A 16715-nucleotide genomic window follows, 5' to 3' on the forward strand; every position below is an offset into this window, starting at 1 on the left:
GAAGCAATCCAGAGCCGAGTGGGCCATCGCTGGATTGCTTCGCTGCGCTCGCAATGACGAAGGATTGGCTCAGTAGCCCCGGCCGCGCAGTTCCTGGATCTGGCCGTAGTCGGCCCGCGCGCGGTCGCAGGCTTCGTCCGAGCCCTTTTCGCACTCGCGCATGTTCTTCTGATACCGGCGGTCGAGCTTGCCGAGTTGCTCGTCGCGCTTGCGGGCTTCGCGGCCGCGCTTCTCGTCGGCTTCGGACTGGCTGGTCGTCGTCCAGTCGACCGCCTTGCCCGCCACGCGCACGGGCGCGGTGACGACGCTGGCCACCGTCCGGACACAGCCGGAAAGCATGGGAATGGCGATGAGGGCCAGAGCAAGGGCGGATGCGCGGTTCATGCCAGCACCCTCACACGCAGGCGATGACGGCGCAATGAACGTTGCACCCGTTTCGCCGCAAATACCTGCCAGCCTGCACCACAACGCAAAAGGCCGCTTCCTTGCGGAAGCGGCCTCATGGTTTCACGTGGAACGCGCGTGGGTTACGCGGTTTCAGCGGTATCGTAGTACTTCGGAGCATGCTCGTTGAGGATCGCGAGGATCTTCTTGAGCGCTGCCGGCTCGTCGGTCTTTTCCATGGCCGCGAGTTCGCGGGCCAGGCGCGAGGACGCCGCTTCGAAGATCTGGCGCTCCGAATAGCTCTGCTCGGGCTGGTCGTCAGCGCGGAAGAGGTCGCGCGTCACTTCCGCGATCGAGACGAGATCGCCCGAGTTGATCTTGGCTTCGTATTCCTGGGCACGGCGCGACCACATGGTACGCTTCACCTTGGGCTTGCCCTTCAGGGTATCGAGGGCTTCACGCAGCGTCTTGTCCGAAGACAGCTTGCGCATGCCGATCGATTCGACCTTGTTCACCGGAACGCGCAGGGTCATGCGCTCTTTTTCAAACCGCAGCACATAAAGTTCGAGCTGCATCCCGGCGATTTCCTGCTTTTGCAGTTCAATCACCCGACCAACACCGTGCTTCGGGTAAACGACGTAATCTCCAACATCGAAGGCATCGATCCTGGTTGCCATGTATCGTCCTTTCACCTGCAGGGTTCCCGTTGTGCACGAATCGGGAGTGGCCGGGGGTGCGACATGGAGACGAATCGCCTCCGCGCCCGGTCAGATCACTCTCCCAACCGTTTGCTTTCGAACCCTGCCTCGCATTGAAAATGCCTGCCGAACGGGCAGAAGGCCCGGGCAGTTGAACGATTATATAGCAGCAATACGCAAAAAAATCCAGAGGCGCGAAAACGTTTCCGTTTCGCGCCTCATGGTTGGGTTGCGCAAAGCGCAAACCACGCAAATCTGCGGATCAGATGGCGAGCACTCTGCCCGCCGCGCTGATTCAGTCGCCTTCGCCGGGTTCCGGCGAGAAGTATTTCTCGAACTTGCCTTCCTCGCCCTTCATGGCATCGGCGTCGTCCGGCGCATCCTTGCGGGTGGTGAGGTTGGGCCATTCCGCCGAGTACTTGGCGTTGATCTCCATCCACTGCTCAAGGCCGCTCTCGGTGTCGGGCAGGATCGCCTCGGCCGGGCACTCGGGCTCGCACACGCCGCAGTCGATGCACTCGCTGGGGTTGATGACCAGCATGTTCTCGCCTTCGTAGAAGCAGTCCACGGGGCAGACTTCCACGCAGTCCGTGTACTTGCACCTGATGCAGGCGTCGGTGACGACATACGTCATGAGTGCGGTATCCTTCCTTCAGGCGTCATTCGATTCGGGCGCAGCTATGGGATGGACAGGCCTGCCGTCAAGCACCCTGTAACAGCTTGATGCCTCGCTATAGGGTCCGCGCCGCTCGGGCAAGGATAGGACTTCTATCACCCGCACACCGCCAGCTATCGGAACCGTAAGTACATCACCCACGGCGATCTTCTGGTGGGCGCGGTCGATGCGGCGGCCGTTGAGGCGCATGTGGCCTTCCTCGGCCATCTCCTGAGCGACGGGACGGGTCCGCGCGAGGCGCAGGAACCACAGCAGCTTATCGACCCTCATCGCGCCTCCCGTGTCAAACCATCACGCCGTTATCGAACCATGTCGGCCAGCGCGGCGAACGCTCCGTCGCGCCTGACCGGAGCCGCGCGCTCGGGCTCGGCCTGTCGCCGGGGCGGACGCCAGCGCCAGCGCACCGGTGCGGGCGGGCCGTGCTGTCCTTCCACGAGCGCGCGCGGCATCACGGGCTGGAACCCGCCGAGCCGCAGCAACCGCGCGTAACCGGAGGTCGTCAGCCCCATCGACACCGCCCGCGCCGGATCGAGCGCGAAGCTGCCGCGTTTGTCAGTCCCCCTCGCTTCATGCGCCTCGCGCAGCAGCTTTTCTGCCATGTCGAGGCGCAGCAACTGCTTGCCGAGACCGCGGTAGCCGGGTGGCGGACGGTGGTTTCCGGCTGGCAGGACCGGCGGCATCGCGGGATCGGGCACGCCGCCGTCCTTCTTGCCCGCGACTTTCGCAAGCTGGCGCCAAAGTGCGATGACCGGCGTGCGCAGCATGGCGGGCACGAACAGGTCGAGCGTCCCCACCCTCACCCCGAGCCGGGTCAACATCGCCCGCCGGGCCTTGTCGAGCCGGTCGAGCCCCATTCCTTCGCGCGCGGACATGCCGCCGCGTTCGACGAGGGTGATGAGCAGCGCGCGCAGGTCAGGCCCGGCGTCGGTCGCGCGGCTCGCCTCGTCCAGCTTGGCAAGCGGGGCGAGCGGCTTGAGCGCAGTGTCCAGCCACGCCTCCAGCGCGGCTACCAGCGCCTTGCGAGAACCGTCGGGAACCGCGTCGAGCGCACGGTCAGGCACCAGCACGGGCGCCAGCAGCGAGCGGCCTTGCGCCAGCGTGGCGATCTTCTGGCCGTCCCAGACGAGCGCGCCATCGGTCAGCGCGATCTGGGCACTGCCGTCGTGGATGCCTTCCACCAGCGCGTCGGCGCGCCGGGCAAGCAGGCCGGCGAGGTGCTTTTCCGCTGCCGCCAGCAGCAGCTTGCGGTCGGACAGGCGCGCGCCCGGATCGACCTGGAACGTGAAGCCGCGCAGCGAGCCGATGTGCTCGCCTTCGACCAGCACTTCCTCATCCTCAAGCCGTACTGAGAGCAGTCCGGCATCCGGTCCCAGTTTCTTCATCAGAACGGCAGTCCTGCGGTTGATGAATCGTTCCGTCAGCTTTCCGTGAAGCGCGTCCGAAAGTCGAGCCTCAACCGCACGGGCGCGGGCGGCCATTTCGTCGCGGGCGAGTACCCAATCGGGACGCTGGGCGATGTAGGCCCAGGAACGGATCGCGGCGATGCGGCCCTGCAGCGTGTCGATGTCACCGCCGGTGCGGTCGAGCTGGGCGATCTGCGCGGCGACGAAATCGGCGCCGAGTTCGCCATGCCGCAAGTCCTGCCACAGCCGCGCGACGAAGCGGGAATGCGTCTCCACCCCCTGCTGGCGGAAGTCGGGCAGGCGGCAGACATCCCAGAACCGGCGGACCTGTCCGAAGCCGCGCACGGTGTCGGCCACATCGCCGTCGTCCGCCAGGCGCTTGAGCACGGCAAGGTCGATGGCCTCGGGTGCGGGGGCGAGTTCGGGGCGCATCGGCGGCGTTTCCAGATCTGCGATCAGGATGCCGAGGCTGTCGAAGCGCGGTTCCGGTTCGCGCCAGAACAGCTTGGTCAACGGAGCGAAGCGGTGCTCCTCGATCGCGTAGATTTCATCCGCCTCGAACTCGGAATCGTGGCCGCCGGAGCCCGTGAGCGTGCCGAAGCTGCCGTCCTTCTGGTGGCGCCCCGCCCTGCCCGCGATCTGCGCCATCTCCGAAGGCGTCAGGCGGCGATGGCGGCGGCCGTCGTACTTCGAGAGCCCGGCGAAGGCGACATGCTCGACATCAAGGTTGAGGCCCATGCCGATGGCGTCGGTGGCGACGAGGTAGTCCACCTCGCCCGACTGGTAGAGCGCGACCTGCGCGTTGCGGGTCTGGGGCGAAAGCGCACCCATCACCACCGCCGCCCCGCCCCGGAAACGGCGCAGCATCTCGGCGATGGCGTAGACCTGCTCGGCCGAGAAGGCGACGATCGCGCTTCTGGGCGGCACCCGGCTGAGCTTCTTAGCGCCCGCATGCGTCAACGTGGAGAAGCGCGGGCGGGTGACGATCTCGGCTTGCGGTACCAGCGCGCGCACCAGCGGTTCGACGGTGGAGGAACCGAGGATCATCGTCTCCTCCCTTCCCCTCGCGTGCAGCAGGCGGTCGGTGAAGACGTGGCCGCGCTCCCGGTCCGCCGCAAGCTGCGCCTCGTCGATGGCGACGAAGGCCATCGAGCGCTCGCTGACCGGCATCGCCTCCGCCGTGCAGAGCAGGTAGCGCGCGTTCTTCGGCTCGATCCGCTCCTCGCCGGTGATGAGGGCGACGCTGCCCTCGCCCTTGATCTTGACCACGCGGTCGTAGACCTCGCGCGCCAGCAGCCGCAGCGGGAAGCCGATCATGCCGCTGGAATGGGCGCAGAGCCGCTCTATCGCGAGGTGGGTCTTGCCGGTGTTGGTGGGGCCCAATACCGCCTTCACCGCGCCGGGAGCGTCCTTGATTGCCGAGCCGTTCCGGTGATGAACCATTATGCCGGTGAATGTGGCACCGCCACCCGCCGCTCGCAAGACTCGGGTCGTCGGACGGACCCCCATGAATCCACAGTCTTAGGATGTTCGTAACCTTGTTCGGGCAGGGAAAGTGCGCGAGGTCCGCGCTGCGGGCCGCAATGGGTTGCTAAAAGGGAACCGCGCATCTTGTTCAGGGCGCAGCAGCGTGACCGAGAGGATCGGGCAGAAGTCGAGGACGCCCAGCGGGCGGTCCCGGCGGATTCCGCGTCCCCGCATCGCTCCCCTCGCCCGAACGACGAACCCGTCATTCTCGCCTTCCCGACCGTTCCTGCCGAGGATGAGACCGCCCTTCCCCGGCCCGGCCTGCGTGAGAGAATCGAAAGCTGGTGCGCGCGCGTCGACCTTGCGCCCGATCTTGCCAGCGACATCGGTAGCAGGACATGGCTGCGCGGGCTGGCGACGATGCTGGGCCTCAGCGGTGCGGCACTGGCGCTGCTTCCCGGATTCACGGCGGTAGAGGCCGCCACGACGATGCCGCTCGACGTCCATGCGCGCGACGAGTTCCGCAGCCAGTCCATCGCCCCGCTCGCGCTCGGCGCCGACACCGGCCGCCACATGGGCGCGACGCCACTGGTCAGCCCGCTGACCGGCGTGCCCGAGCGCCCGACCATCCAGCTCGTTTCCACTTTGGGACAGGGCGACGACCTTGCCCGCATGCTCACCCGCGCGGGGCTTGCCCCCGGCGACGTGGCGCAAGTGACGCAACTGGTCGGGCAGGTGGTTCCCGCCGGAGAGATCGGCCCCGGCACCCAGTTCGACATAACGCTTGGCCGCCGCGCCGCAGAAGGGGCGCCGCGCGGGCTCGATTCGCTGGCGTTCCGCGCTCGCTTCGACCTCGACCTTTCTATCGAACGCGGTGCAGGCGGGCTCATGGCCGTCCGCCACCCGATCCGCGTCGACGAGACTCCGCTGCGCATTCGCGGCACCGTGGGCTCCAGCCTCTATCGCTCGGCGCGCAATGCGGGGGCTCCGGTGGGGGCGATCCAGTCGTACCTGCGCGCGGTCGACAAGTATCTCAGCCTTGATGGCGACCTGCGCTCGGGCGACCAGTTCGACATGATCCTGAGCTACAAGCGCTCCGCCAAGGGTGAGCGTGAAGTCGGCGATCTGCTCTATGCGGGCGTCGAGCGCGGCGGCAAATCGAAGCTGCAACTGCTGCGCTGGGGCAAGGACGGCGACATGTTCGCCGCCACCGCCGTCGGCCAGCCGCGCAGCGTGCCGATCGGCCAGCCGGTGGCGGGGCACATTACCTCCAACTACGGCGCGCGCCGCCATCCGATCCTGGGCTATGTGCGCATGCACGCGGGCATCGACTACGGCGCGCGCTACGGCTCGCCGATCTATGCGGTGGCCGACGGCGTCGTGACGTTCGCCGGGCGGCACGGCGGGCACGGCAACTACGTGCGGCTCCAGCATGCGGGCGGGCTGGGCACTGGCTACGGCCACATGAGCCGCATCGCGGTCGGCAACGGCACGCGGGTGCGGGCCGGGCAGGTGATCGGCTATGTCGGCTCCACCGGGCTTTCCACCGGGCCGCATCTCCATTTCGAAGCCTATCGCGGCGGGCGCACCATCAACCCCGCAGGCATCGCCGTGGTGCAGAGCCCGCAGATCGACGGGCGCGAGCGCGATGCCTTCAAGGCGCGGCTCAATGCGCTGCTGGGCGTGACCCCCGGCGCGGCGCTGTCCTCCATCGAACCGGCGCCGAGCGATGTGGCCGAACCGCAGCGCGAGATCGACAAGCTGGCGCGATAACTGAGTTCCTCCCCGAGACAAGCTCGGGGAGGAATTACGCAACCGTCCCGTCATCCTTCGCAACCCTCGGCCAATTGCCCCCACCGCCGTTTTCCGGCAGGTAGCGCCGCATGACCGGCACTTACCCCCACACTCGCCTTCGCCGTACCCGCGCCACCGCCTGGAGCCGCGCGCTCCATCGCGAGACGGTGCTGACCCCGGCGGACCTCATCTGGCCGCTGTTCATCACCGAGGGTGAGGGCGTCGAGCAGCCCATCGCCGCGCTGCCGGGCGTATCGCGCTGGTCGGTGGATCTGATCGTGGAACGCGCGAAGGAAGCGGTGGAGCTGGGAATCCCGGTGCTCGCGCTGTTCCCGCACACCCAGCCCGAGCGGCGCAGGGAGGACGGGGCCGAGGCGCTCAATCCCGACAACCTGATGTGCCGCGCGATCCGGGCGATCCGGGCGGAGCTGGGCGACCGGATCGGCCTGCTGACCGACGTGGCGCTGGATCCCTATACCAGCCACGGTCAGGACGGCCTGATCGACGAGGCGGGCTACGTCCTCAACGACGCCACGGTGGAGGCGCTGGTGGGCCAGTCGCTCAACCAGGCGAACGCGGGCGCGGACATCATCGCGCCCTCGGACATGATGGATGGCCGCATCGCCGCGATCCGCGACGCGCTGGAGGAAGCCGGCCACATCAACGTCCAGATCATGAGCTATGCCGCCAAATACGCCTCGGCGTTCTACGGCCCGTTCCGCGACGCGGTGGGCTCGCGCGGGCTGCTCAAGGGCGACAAGAAGACCTACCAGATGGACCCGGGCAACACCGAGGAAGCGCTGCGCGAGGTCGAGATGGATCTGGCCGAGGGCGCGGACAGCGTGATGGTCAAGCCGGGCCTGCCCTACCTCGACATCGTGCGCCGGGTGAAGGACACCTTCGAGGTTCCCGTCTTCGCCTACCAGGTCTCGGGCGAATACGCGATGATCGAGCATGCCGTCGCGGCTGGCGCGGCGGATCGTGACACGATGGTGCTGGAGACGCTGCTGGCGTTCAAGCGGGCAGGGGCCTCGGGTGTGCTGACGTACCACGCCGCCCACGCCGCGCGGCTGCTGCGTGGCTGATCCTCGGCCTGAGTTCCGGCTCGAAACCGACCGGCTCATACTGCGCGACTGGCGCGGGGGTGACATCGTGCGCTTCGCCGAAGTCACCAACACCCCTGCCGTCATGCGCCATCTCGGCGGGGTGATGGACGCGGCGAAAGTGGCGCTGTTCGAGGAGCGCGTCATCGGCTTCCAGCAGCGCCTCGGCCACACGTTCTGGGTGGTGGAGCGCAAGACGGACGGCGAGATTCTCGGCTTCTGCGGCCTCAAGGTCATCGACGCACCGGGCGCGACCTTTCCCGGCGAAATGGAGATCGGCTGGCGCTTTCGCGAGGAATCGTGGGGGCAGGGCTATGCGAAGGAAGCCGCCGCCGCTTCGCTGGAGGCCGGGTTCGAGAAGTTCGGTGCGGGCGCGATCTTCGCCATCACCAACATCGAGAACACCGCCAGCTGGGGCCTGATGCGCCGCCTCGGCATGGTCCGGCGCGAGGAACTGGATTTCGTCGACCCGCGCTTCGAGCCGCCGGTGGGCAATACAATTGTGCATTCGATCACGGCGGAGGCTTGGCGGGCAGGGCGCTGAGAGATCCTATGCTCAAACTCCAACCTTCGTCATTGCGAGCGCAGCGAAGCAATCCATGGTCGGCCCGCTCCGCTGGATTGCTTCGCTGCGCTCGCAATGACGAATGAGGGATACGGCCTCTCAGGACTATCCTTCCCGTTCCGCGCCAAGTACCTGTTCCCCACATTCAGGGGACCACTGCCCGCATGACGCAACAGACCGACGAAACCGCCACTCCCGCCAGCGCAAGGCGCGGGCTGTTCGTGGCGACGATCCTCGTCGGGAGCTTCCTGCTGTTCCTCGTCCAGCCGATGGTCGCGCGCATGGCGCTGCCGCGGCTGGGAGGCGCGCCGAACGTGTGGAACAGCGCGATGCTGGTCTATCAGGCGCTGCTGCTGGCCGGGTACGCCTACGCGCATTGGCTGGGCCGGTTCACGCTGAAGCGGCAGGCCATGGTCCATGTCGCACTGCTGCTGATAGCCGCGCTGACCCTGCCGGTCGGGCTGGCCGACCTGCCGCGCGTTTCCGGTCTGCCCGAGGCGCTGTGGGTGCCGCTGCTGCTGGCGGCGAGCATCGGGCCGGTGTTCTTTGTCGTCTCCGCGCAGGCGCCGCTCATGCAGCGCTGGTTCGCCGCATCCCCCAGCGCCGGGGCTCCGTGGGCGCTCTATGCCGCCTCCAACCTCGGCAGCTTCGCGGGGCTGATCGCCTATCCGCTGCTGGCCGAGCCGCTGCTCAGCGTGCGGATGCAGAGCCTGGCGTGGTCCTGCGGCTTCGCGGTGCTGGTCGTGCTGGTGGCGCTGGCCGGTGCGAGCCGCCGCGATGCGCCCGCGCCGGTCGTGCAGGCCGGCAGTGCCGAGCGCATTCCCGGACGCACCATCGCCCTGTGGCTGCTGCTTTCCGCCGTGCCCTCGGGCCTGATGCTGTCGACGACGACGCACCTCACCACCGACATCTTCGCGATGCCGCTGCTCTGGGTGATCCCGCTCGGGCTCTACCTGCTGAGCTTCGTGGTCGCCTTCGCCGACCGGCGTGGACCAGCGCATCTGGTGAGCCGGATCGCGCCGGTGGTGGTGCTGTGCGCGGGCAGCTTCGCGATGCTGTCCAACGGATCGGGCACGCTCTGGATGGTCGGCGGCACCTGCCTGCTGCTGTTCTGCGTGGCGAGTTCGCTGCACGCCCGCCTTTACGACCTGCGGCCTGCCGAGGGCCAGCTGACCCGCTTCTACCTGACGATGTCGGCGGGCGGCGCGCTGGGCGGGATGTTCACCGCGCTGATCGCGCCGCTGGTGTTCGACTGGGCCTGGGAGCACCCGCTGCTGGTCCTCGCCGCCGCGTTGCTGATGCCGCTGGAGCCTTTGCTGAACTGGCAAGACCCCGACCGCACCGATCCCGCCATGCGCCGGATCGCGCTCGTTTTGCTGCTGCTCTTCGCGCTGTTTCTCGGCTGGCAGCTGGCCGACAGCGTGCTGGACGACGATGCCGCGCTCTTCGTGATGATGCTGACGGTGTTCCTCGTCGGCACCGGGATCATGGTGATGGGCTGGCGCTGGGCCTTCGCGCTGGTCCTGCTGATCGCGATGGTCGGGCAGGGCGGCCTGTGGACCATCCGCGCCACGCTGGAGGGGGAGCGCACGCGCAGCTACTTCGGCATCTACACCCTGCGCGACAATGCCGAGGGCACCCTGCGCACGCTCGCCCACGGGACGACGCTGCACGGCATGCAGTCGCTAGAACCGGGGCACGCCCACGATGCGCTGACGTATTACGGCCCGACCTCCGGCGTCGCCCTCGCGCTTGCCGCCACGCCCGCCATCGAAGGTCCGCGCGCCCGTGTTGGCGTGGTGGGCCTCGGCACCGGATCGCTCGCCTGCCGTTCGCAGCCGGGACAGGCGTGGACCTTCTTCGAGATCGACCCGGTGATCCTGCGCTATTCGACCGAGCGCAAGTTCACCTTCCTCGGCGACTGCACCCCCAAGGCCCGCGTCGTCATCGGCGATGCGCGGCTGGAGCTGGCGAAGATCGCGCCGCGCAGCTTCGACGTGCTGGTGATCGACGCGTTCTCGTCCGACGCGATCCCCATGCATCTGCTGACGGCGGAAGCGATGCAGGTCTACCGCCGCGCGCTGACCCCTCGCGGGCTGCTGATGCTGCACATCTCCAATCGCTACATCGACCTGGCGCCGGTGGTCGGCGCCAATGCGCGGGCGACCGGGCTGGCGGCGCTGTCCCGGCTCGACTTCCCGGAAGACGAGGTGCGCTACACGCCCTCGCGCTGGATCGCGCTTTCGGCGGACGCTGTCGTATTGGACAGGCTTGCGCGTTCGCAACCCGATAGCCCATGGAAGACGCTCGAAGAACGGGCGCCGGAACCGTGGACGGACGATCATGCCTCCATCCTTCCGCATGTCCGCTGGAGCAGGCTGACGGGGAATCCATGACAGAGCGCCACGACATCACCATCGCGTCGATCCACGGCAAGACGCCGCGCATCCATTCCAGCGCCTTCATCGCGCCTGGCTGCCGCATCATCGGCGACGTCGAGATCGGGCCGGATGCCAGCATCTGGTACAACTGCGTGATTCGCGCCGACGTCAACCGCGTGGTCATCGGCGCGCGCAGCAACATCCAGGACGGCACCGTCGTCCACTGCGACAGCCCCAAGCCCTCCCGCCCGGACGGCTACGCGACCATCATCGGCGAGGACGTTCTGATCGGCCACATGGCAATGATCCACGGCTGCACGCTGGAGGACCGCGCCTTCGTCGGCCTTGGCGCCATCGTCATGGACGGCTCCTATATCGAGATTGACGGCATGCTGGCTGCGGGCGCGCAGCTTACGGGCAAGCGCATCGGTGCGCGCCAGCTCTGGATGGGCCGCCCGGCGAAGTACCTGCGCGACCTGACCGACGAGGCCATCGCGGCGAACCTCGCAGGCGTCCGGGGTTACGTCGTCAATGCCGCCATGCATGCCGAGGCGCTCGGGTTGAAAGGCTGATGGCGCGGGTAAAGGCGGACTTTCCCGATGCGGACATGCTGCGCGCGTTGATCGACGGTGAGGGCAGGCTGGCGCTGCGCGTCACCCCCGGCGCAAAGGTTGAAGCTTTGGAGATCGTCGGGGGCCGCCTCTGCGCGAAAGTCCGTGCCAAGCCGGAGGACGGCAAGGCCAACGAAGCCGTGCGGGAACTGCTGGCGCGGGCGCTGGGGGTGGCGGCATCGAGCGTGGAACTGCTGCGCGGCGCAACCTCCAGAGAGAAGCAGTTCCGGGTGGGGTAGCACGGCGGTGGTTGCCCCTGCCGCGGCCTTCGCCTTTTCCGGGATGCCTTACTTCACCTTGTAGGCCGCATAGACCGGCGGCTGCGCGCCCGTCCCCTCGCGCGAGGAGGGCGGGAATTTCCCGGCGATATCGGTGATCCCGTATTCGCGGCCAAGCTCCGCGCCGATTACCGTGCGGCCATTGTGCCGCATCATCTGCGGGTCGCTCCACAGCGCCCAGGCGAGGTGGCCGGTATAGCCTGCCGATTCCAGCGTGCCTTCCAGATGGGCGAAGCGTTCGGGCATCTGCTCCATCATCTGCATCAGCCGCTCGGTGGTGAGCGAGCCCATCCACACCGACACCGCCGCCACGTTCGCACCCGCATCGGCGAAGTCGGTGCCCATGTCGAAGGCCATCTTGTCCAGCCCCGCCTTGTGCGCGCCATACGCCGGGCCGAAGCAGTAGTGCATCGATCCGGGCGAGGAGGTGAACAGCACCAGTCCTTTGTCCTGCTTCGCCATGTGGCGCGCCGCGTGCCAGCTCGTCACGAAGCCGCTCCGCACGCCGACCGAGATCATGTTGCCGATCTCCACCGGCTTTTCCCAGAACTGCCCCGGCGCGCTGAGGCTGTCGAGCACGGCGCAAGCGTTGTTGACGAGGATGTCGATGCGGCCCTGCTCGGCGATGACCTGCGCGATGAGCGCCGCCACCTGCGCGTCGTCGCCGCTGTCGCAGGCGACCGCGATGCCGTGCCCTCCGGCTTCGGTCACTTCGCGCGCGGTGGCGTGGATGGTGCCCGGCATGGAGGCGTCGCCTTCCTTCTGCGAGCGGCCGGTGACGTAGACCGTGCAACCGTGCGAGCCGAGCGCGACGGCAATGCCGCGCCCCGCGCCGCGGCTGGCGCCGGTCACGATGGCGACGGGTGGCTGATCGGCCATGCAAGTTCTCCCCATTTGGCCAATCATTTCGTCATTGCGAGCGAAGCGAAGCAATCCGGAGCCTTGTGGAGCTGTCCAGGATTGCTTCGCTTCGCTCGCAATGACGAAGATTGATGCCTTGTTCTTACCCTATGGGTAGGGCGACCCAGGTCAACGCGCCCGCCCCCATCACCGCCGCAGCGATCAGCTTGAGGCGTCCTTCACCGTCTCCATCGCCACGAACGTGGAGGTGCTGGCGACATGCGGGAGGCTGGAGATCTTCTCGCCCAGCACCACGCGGTAACGGCGGATGTCGGCGGTGCGGACCTTGAGAAGATAATCGAAGCTGCTGGCGATCATGTGGCATTCCTCCACCTCGGGAATGCGGCGCACGGCGCGGTTGAACTCGGTCAGCGCGCTCTCGCGGGTGTCGGACAGCTTGACCTCGGCGAAGGCGACGTGATCGAGGCCGAGGCTGGCGGGATCGACCACGGCGCGAAAGCCCCGGATCACGCCGGTCTCGGTCAGCCGCCGCAGCCGCACCTGACACGGCGTCTTCGACATGCCGACCGCCTTGGCGAGATCGGTCACGGTGATCCGCCCGTCGGCCCGCAGCACGGCGATGATCTTGCGGTCGAGGTCGTCCAGATCGACCGGCTGATTGGCCTTGGCCATGCAATTCACCTTGAAGAATGCCGATAATAAGTCGGATCGGATCATTCTGTGGCTCTGAAAAGGCAGATCGACAAGCGGGAATCGGATAGCATCGCGGCCATGAGCACGCCCTTCGCCCAGTTCGCCCCCGCCGTCCGTCCCATGTCGCCGCTGCGTCAGGCCATCGCCGATGCCCGCCGCCGCGACGAGGCCGAGTGCCTTGCGCCGCTGCTCGACGCGGCGACGCTGGATGCGCAGACGGGAAGGGCCGTGCGCGAGACGGCGACCGCGCTCGTCACCACGCTGCGTGCCAACCACAAGGGCACCGGCGTCGAGGGGCTGGTGCAGGAATATGCGCTGTCCAGCCAGGAAGGCGTGGCGCTGATGTGCCTTGCCGAGGCGCTGCTGCGCATCCCCGACAACGACACCCGCGACGCGCTGATCCGCGACAAGATCGCCGATGGCGACTGGGGCGCGCATCTGGGCGGCGGCAAGTCGCTGTTCGTCAACGCGGCGACCTGGGGCCTCGTCGTAACCGGCAAGCTGGTCGGCTCGGTGGACGACAAGGGTCTTGGCGCGGCGCTCACCCGCCTTGTCGCGCGCGCCGGTGAGCCAGTGATCCGGCGCGGCGTCGACCTTGCGATGCGCATGATGGGCGAGCAGTTCGTCACCGGCGAGACCATCGACGAGGCAGTGAAGCGCGCCCGCGAACTGGAGGCGAAGGGCTTCCGCTACAGCTACGACATGCTGGGCGAGGCGGCGACGACCGCCGCCGACGCCAAGCGCTACTACGCCGATTACGAGAACGCGATCCACGCCATCGGCAAGGCGTCTGCTGGTAAAGGTATCTACGAGGGGCCGGGCATCTCGATCAAGCTGTCCGCCCTGCACCCGCGCTATGCCCGTGCGCAGGCGGAGCGCGTCATGGGCGAACTGCTGCCCGACGTGAAGGCCTTGGCGCTGATGGCCAAGGGCTACGACATCGGCTTCAACATCGACGCGGAGGAGGCCGATCGCCTCGAACTCTCGCTCGACCTGCTGGAAAGCCTGGCGCTCGACCCGGATCTGGCGGGCTGGAACGGCCTCGGCTTCGTGATCCAGGCTTACGGCAAGCGCTGCCCCTTCGTGATCGACTGGATCGTCGATCTTGCCCGCCGCGCCGGACGTCGGATCATGGTGCGGCTGGTCAAGGGCGCTTACTGGGATGCGGAGATCAAGCGTGCACAGGTGGACGGCCTCGCCGACTTCCCGGTCTACACGCGCAAGGTCCATACCGACGTCGCCTATGTCGCCTGCGCGAAGAAGCTGCTGGCGGCGCCGGATGCGGTGTTCCCGCAGTTCGCGACGCACAATGCGCAGTCGCTGGCGACGATCTACCAGCTTGCCGGACCGGACTTTGCTGTCGGCCAGTACGAGTTCCAGTGCCTCCACGGCATGGGCGAGCCCCTCTATTCGCTGGTGGTGGGCAAGGACAAGCTGGACCGCCCCTGCCGCATCTATGCGCCGGTCGGCACGCACGAGACGCTGCTCGCCTATCTGGTGCGCCGCCTGCTGGAGAACGGGGCGAATTCCTCGTTCGTCAACCGCATCGCCGATCCTGCGGTGCCGGTGGAATCTATGGTCGCCGATCCGGTCGAGGTGGTGCGCGCCATGCCCAGCCCCGGCGCGCGGCATGACCTGATCGCGGCGCCCGCCGGTCTCTATCCCGACCGCCGCAACTCGGACGGCATCGACCTCACCGACGAGCCCGCGCTGGCCGCGCTCGCGCAGGCGCTGGTCGAGTCCGCGAAGGTCGCATGGCGCGCCGCGCCCGAGGGCGTGGAAGGGGAGGGCCAGCCGGTCCGCAACCCCGCCGATCATGACGACGTGGTCGGCACCGTGGTCGAACTCGCGCCCGAACATGCCGCCGCCGCCGTCGCTCGTGCCGCCGCCTCGAACTGGAGCACGGTCCCGGTCGCGGAACGCGCCGCCATGCTGGAACGCGCCGCCGATCTGATGCAGGCGCGCATGGGTCCGCTGATGGGTCTTGCCATGCGCGAGGCGGGCAAGTCCGCCGCCAACGCCATCGCCGAGGTTCGGGAGGCGATCGACTTCCTGCGGTATTACGCACAGCAGGCTCGGGATACCTTCGGTGTCGCTCAGGCACCGCTAGGTGCAGTTGTGTGCATCTCTCCGTGGAACTTCCCTCTGGCCATTTTCGCGGGGCAGGTGGCTGCGGCGCTGGTGGCGGGGAACCCGGTTCTGGCCAAGCCCGCCGAGGAAACCCCGCTGATCGCCGCCGAAGCGGTGCGTATCCTGCACGAAGCGGGCGTCCCCGCCGATGCGCTTCAACTGATGCCGGGAGCAGGCGAACTCGGCGCTGCGCTGGTCGCCGCGCCGCAGGTTTGCGCGGTGATGTTCACCGGCTCCACCGAAGTCGCGCGCCTCATCCAACGCCAGCTTTCGACGCGACTTTCGGCGGAAAACCGCCCGATTCCGCTGATTGCGGAGACCGGCGGCCAGAACGCCATGATCGTCGACAGCTCCGCGCTGGCCGAGCAGGTCGTGGCCGACGTCATTGCCTCCGCCTTCGACAGCGCCGGCCAGCGCTGCTCGGCGCTGCGCGTGCTGTGCCTGCAGGAAGACGTCGCCGACCGCACGCTGACGATGCTCAAGGGCGCACTCGCGGAACTGAAAGTCGGGAATCCGGAGCGCCTCGCCATCGACATCGGCCCCGTCATCACCGCCGGGGCGCAGGCGAACATCGTGCGCCACATCGAAACGATGCGCGCCAAGGGCTGCCGCGTCGAGCAGGTCGCGCTGGGCGAGGAGACTGCGCGCGGCACTTTCGTCGCCCCCACGATCATCGAGATTGCTTCGATAGACCAGCTGGAACGCGAGGTTTTCGGCCCGGTCCTGCATGTCGTGCGCTTCCGCCGCGATGGCCTCGACGCGCTGATCGAAAGCATCAACGCCACCGGCTACGGCCTGACCTTTGGCCTGCACACCCGCCTCGACGAGACGGTGGCGCGGGTGACGGGCGCGATCCGGGCGGGCAATCTCTACGTCAACCGCAACACCATCGGCGCCATCGTCGGCGTCCAGCCATTCGGCGGACGCGGGCTTTCGGGCACCGGCCCGAAGGCGGGCGGGCCGCTCTATCTCGGGCGTCTGGTGCAGCAGGCTCCGGCCGTTTTGGCGGCCTCGGGCGAAGCCCCGGCACTGCTGACGAAGTTCGCCGAATGGCTGGACGGTCAGGGCGAAAGCCCGCTGGGCGCCTCTGCCCGGGAACTGGGTCGGAATTCGGCGCTCGGTATGGAAATCCTGCTCCCGGGGCCGGTGGGTGAGCGCAATGTCTATGCGCTGCATCCGCGCGGTCGAGTGCTACTGCGGCCGACGACGCATGCAGGGCTCATCGGCCAGATGGCCGCCGTTCTCGCCACCGGCAACGTCGCAACGGTGGAGGGTATGGCGCTGCCTCGCGGGCTTCCAGCGGCGATCGCGGCGCGCTTTGCGGCTGATCCGGCCGAAGTCTTCGCCGCCTGCCTGGTCGAGGGCGACGCACAGGCCGTCCGTTCCGCTTGCGACTCGGCGGCGCAGTTGTCTGGCCCGATCGTGCCGGTTTATCGCTGGGACGAGCAGGGCGCAGGGCCGAATTGCGCGCGTTTGCTGGAGGAAGTGTCGACTTCGGTCAACACGACGGCGGCGGGCGGCAATGCCAGCCTCATGATGATCGGCTGACAAACTACCGTAATATAACGTATTCTCGTTCGCCTCGTCGTGCGCCAGCGCTCCCGCTGTCGCAAATGGGCAACAATGGGGTTGAATCTCGGAAACCTATACGAAAGTCCAAGCTTTGCGCCG

The 16715-nt window shown here is 67.7% G+C and carries 14 protein-coding genes; 7 read left to right on the forward strand and 7 right to left on the reverse strand.

The features are described from left to right. Window positions 1-69: 69 nt before the first annotated feature. The 5 genes from LO787_RS07320 to LO787_RS07340 all read right to left on the reverse strand — a co-directional run bounded on the left by LO787_RS07320 (window position 70) and on the right by LO787_RS07340 (window position 4604). Window positions 70-384 (reverse strand): hypothetical protein, encoded by a 315-nt coding sequence (locus LO787_RS07320; protein ID WP_232495191.1) that lies wholly within the window; start codon window positions 382-384, stop codon window positions 70-72. A gap of 143 nt (window positions 385-527) precedes the next feature. Next, window positions 528-1061 (reverse strand): CarD family transcriptional regulator, encoded by a 534-nt coding sequence (locus LO787_RS07325; RefSeq protein WP_103099370.1) that lies wholly within the window; start codon window positions 1059-1061, stop codon window positions 528-530. Window positions 1062-1377: 316 nt separating this feature from the next. Further along, window positions 1378-1716, reverse strand: a complete 339-nt coding sequence (gene fdxA, locus LO787_RS07330; protein ID WP_008830932.1) for a ferredoxin FdxA — start codon at window positions 1714-1716, stop codon at window positions 1378-1380. Window positions 1717-1734: 18 nt separating this feature from the next. After that, the gene (locus LO787_RS07335) at window positions 1735-2028 is read right to left on the reverse strand and encodes an RNA-binding S4 domain-containing protein (RefSeq protein WP_232495192.1); all 294 of its coding nucleotides are present in this window, start codon (window positions 2026-2028) and stop codon (window positions 1735-1737) included. A gap of 29 nt (window positions 2029-2057) precedes the next feature. Continuing rightward, window positions 2058-4604, reverse strand: a complete 2547-nt coding sequence (locus tag LO787_RS07340; protein WP_232495193.1) for a helicase-related protein — start codon at window positions 4602-4604, stop codon at window positions 2058-2060. A 168-nt stretch (window positions 4605-4772) separates the two neighbouring features. Between LO787_RS07340 and LO787_RS07345 the strand changes: the two genes are divergently transcribed. From LO787_RS07345 to LO787_RS07370, 6 genes are all read left to right on the forward strand, one after another. Further along, window positions 4773-6401, forward strand: a complete 1629-nt coding sequence (locus LO787_RS07345; protein ID WP_232495194.1) for a M23 family metallopeptidase — start codon at window positions 4773-4775, stop codon at window positions 6399-6401. Window positions 6402-6511: 110 nt separating this feature from the next. Further along, window positions 6512-7507 carry a porphobilinogen synthase gene (hemB, locus tag LO787_RS07350; protein WP_232495195.1) on the forward strand — a complete coding sequence of 332 codons (996 nt, stop codon included), beginning with the start codon at window positions 6512-6514 and terminating at the stop codon, window positions 7505-7507. Further along, a complete protein-coding gene (locus tag LO787_RS07355; RefSeq protein ID WP_232495196.1) occupies window positions 7500-8069 on the forward strand; it encodes a GNAT family N-acetyltransferase in 570 nt (189 codons plus the stop codon). Before hemB ends, LO787_RS07355 begins: the two co-directional genes overlap by 8 nt. 185 nt (window positions 8070-8254) lie before the next feature. After that, entirely contained in the window at window positions 8255-10486 is a 2232-nt protein-coding gene (locus LO787_RS07360; protein ID WP_232495197.1) for a spermidine synthase, read from the forward strand. After that, window positions 10483-11043 (forward strand): gamma carbonic anhydrase family protein, encoded by a 561-nt coding sequence (locus LO787_RS07365; protein ID WP_232495198.1) that lies wholly within the window; start codon window positions 10483-10485, stop codon window positions 11041-11043. Before LO787_RS07360 ends, LO787_RS07365 begins: the two co-directional genes overlap by 4 nt. Further along, complete coding sequence (locus tag LO787_RS07370) at window positions 11043-11321, forward strand: DUF167 domain-containing protein (RefSeq protein WP_232495199.1); 279 nt, start codon at window positions 11043-11045, stop codon at window positions 11319-11321. The genes LO787_RS07365 and LO787_RS07370 overlap by 1 nt, the downstream gene beginning before the upstream one ends. Before the next feature lie 48 nt (window positions 11322-11369). On the opposite strand, the gene LO787_RS07375 is transcribed toward LO787_RS07370, so the two are convergent. After that, window positions 11370-12239 carry an SDR family NAD(P)-dependent oxidoreductase gene (locus LO787_RS07375; protein ID WP_232495200.1) on the reverse strand — a complete coding sequence of 290 codons (870 nt, stop codon included), beginning with the start codon at window positions 12237-12239 and terminating at the stop codon, window positions 11370-11372. 183 nt (window positions 12240-12422) lie between these two features. Further along, complete coding sequence (locus LO787_RS07380; protein ID WP_232495201.1) at window positions 12423-12893, reverse strand: Lrp/AsnC family transcriptional regulator; 471 nt, start codon at window positions 12891-12893, stop codon at window positions 12423-12425. 99 nt (window positions 12894-12992) lie between these two features. Here LO787_RS07380 and putA point away from each other — a divergent pair, with 99 nt between their 5' ends. Next, window positions 12993-16592, forward strand: a complete 3600-nt coding sequence (gene putA / locus LO787_RS07385) for a trifunctional transcriptional regulator/proline dehydrogenase/L-glutamate gamma-semialdehyde dehydrogenase (RefSeq protein WP_232496277.1) — start codon at window positions 12993-12995, stop codon at window positions 16590-16592. Window positions 16593-16715: the final 123 nt, after the last annotated feature.

It is taken from the genome of Novosphingobium kaempferiae, from assembly GCF_021227995.1.
Lineage (GTDB): Bacteria > Pseudomonadota > Alphaproteobacteria > Sphingomonadales > Sphingomonadaceae > Novosphingobium > Novosphingobium kaempferiae.

What these genes read in the sequence shown, in the direction of transcription:
- fdxA (WP_008830932.1), bottom strand. Translation starts at nt 1,716, where the DNA reads ATGACGTATGTCGTCACCGACGCCTGCATCAGGTGCAAGTACACGGAC.
- LO787_RS07370 (WP_232495199.1), top strand. Translation starts at nt 11,043, where the DNA reads ATGGCGCGGGTAAAGGCGGACTTTCCCGATGCGGACATGCTGCGCGCG.
- LO787_RS07340 (WP_232495193.1), bottom strand. Translation starts at nt 4,604, where the DNA reads ATGGTTCATCACCGGAACGGCTCGGCAATCAAGGACGCTCCCGGCGCG.
- putA (WP_232496277.1), top strand. Translation starts at nt 12,993, where the DNA reads ATGAGCACGCCCTTCGCCCAGTTCGCCCCCGCCGTCCGTCCCATGTCG.
- LO787_RS07365 (WP_232495198.1), top strand. Translation starts at nt 10,483, where the DNA reads ATGACAGAGCGCCACGACATCACCATCGCGTCGATCCACGGCAAGACG.
- LO787_RS07380 (WP_232495201.1), bottom strand. Translation starts at nt 12,893, where the DNA reads ATGGCCAAGGCCAATCAGCCGGTCGATCTGGACGACCTCGACCGCAAG.
- hemB (WP_232495195.1), top strand. Translation starts at nt 6,512, where the DNA reads ATGACCGGCACTTACCCCCACACTCGCCTTCGCCGTACCCGCGCCACC.
- LO787_RS07375 (WP_232495200.1), bottom strand. Translation starts at nt 12,239, where the DNA reads ATGGCCGATCAGCCACCCGTCGCCATCGTGACCGGCGCCAGCCGCGGC.
- LO787_RS07320 (WP_232495191.1), bottom strand. Translation starts at nt 384, where the DNA reads ATGAACCGCGCATCCGCCCTTGCTCTGGCCCTCATCGCCATTCCCATG.
- LO787_RS07360 (WP_232495197.1), top strand. Translation starts at nt 8,255, where the DNA reads ATGACGCAACAGACCGACGAAACCGCCACTCCCGCCAGCGCAAGGCGC.
- LO787_RS07325 (WP_103099370.1), bottom strand. Translation starts at nt 1,061, where the DNA reads ATGGCAACCAGGATCGATGCCTTCGATGTTGGAGATTACGTCGTTTAC.
- LO787_RS07335 (WP_232495192.1), bottom strand. Translation starts at nt 2,028, where the DNA reads ATGAGGGTCGATAAGCTGCTGTGGTTCCTGCGCCTCGCGCGGACCCGT.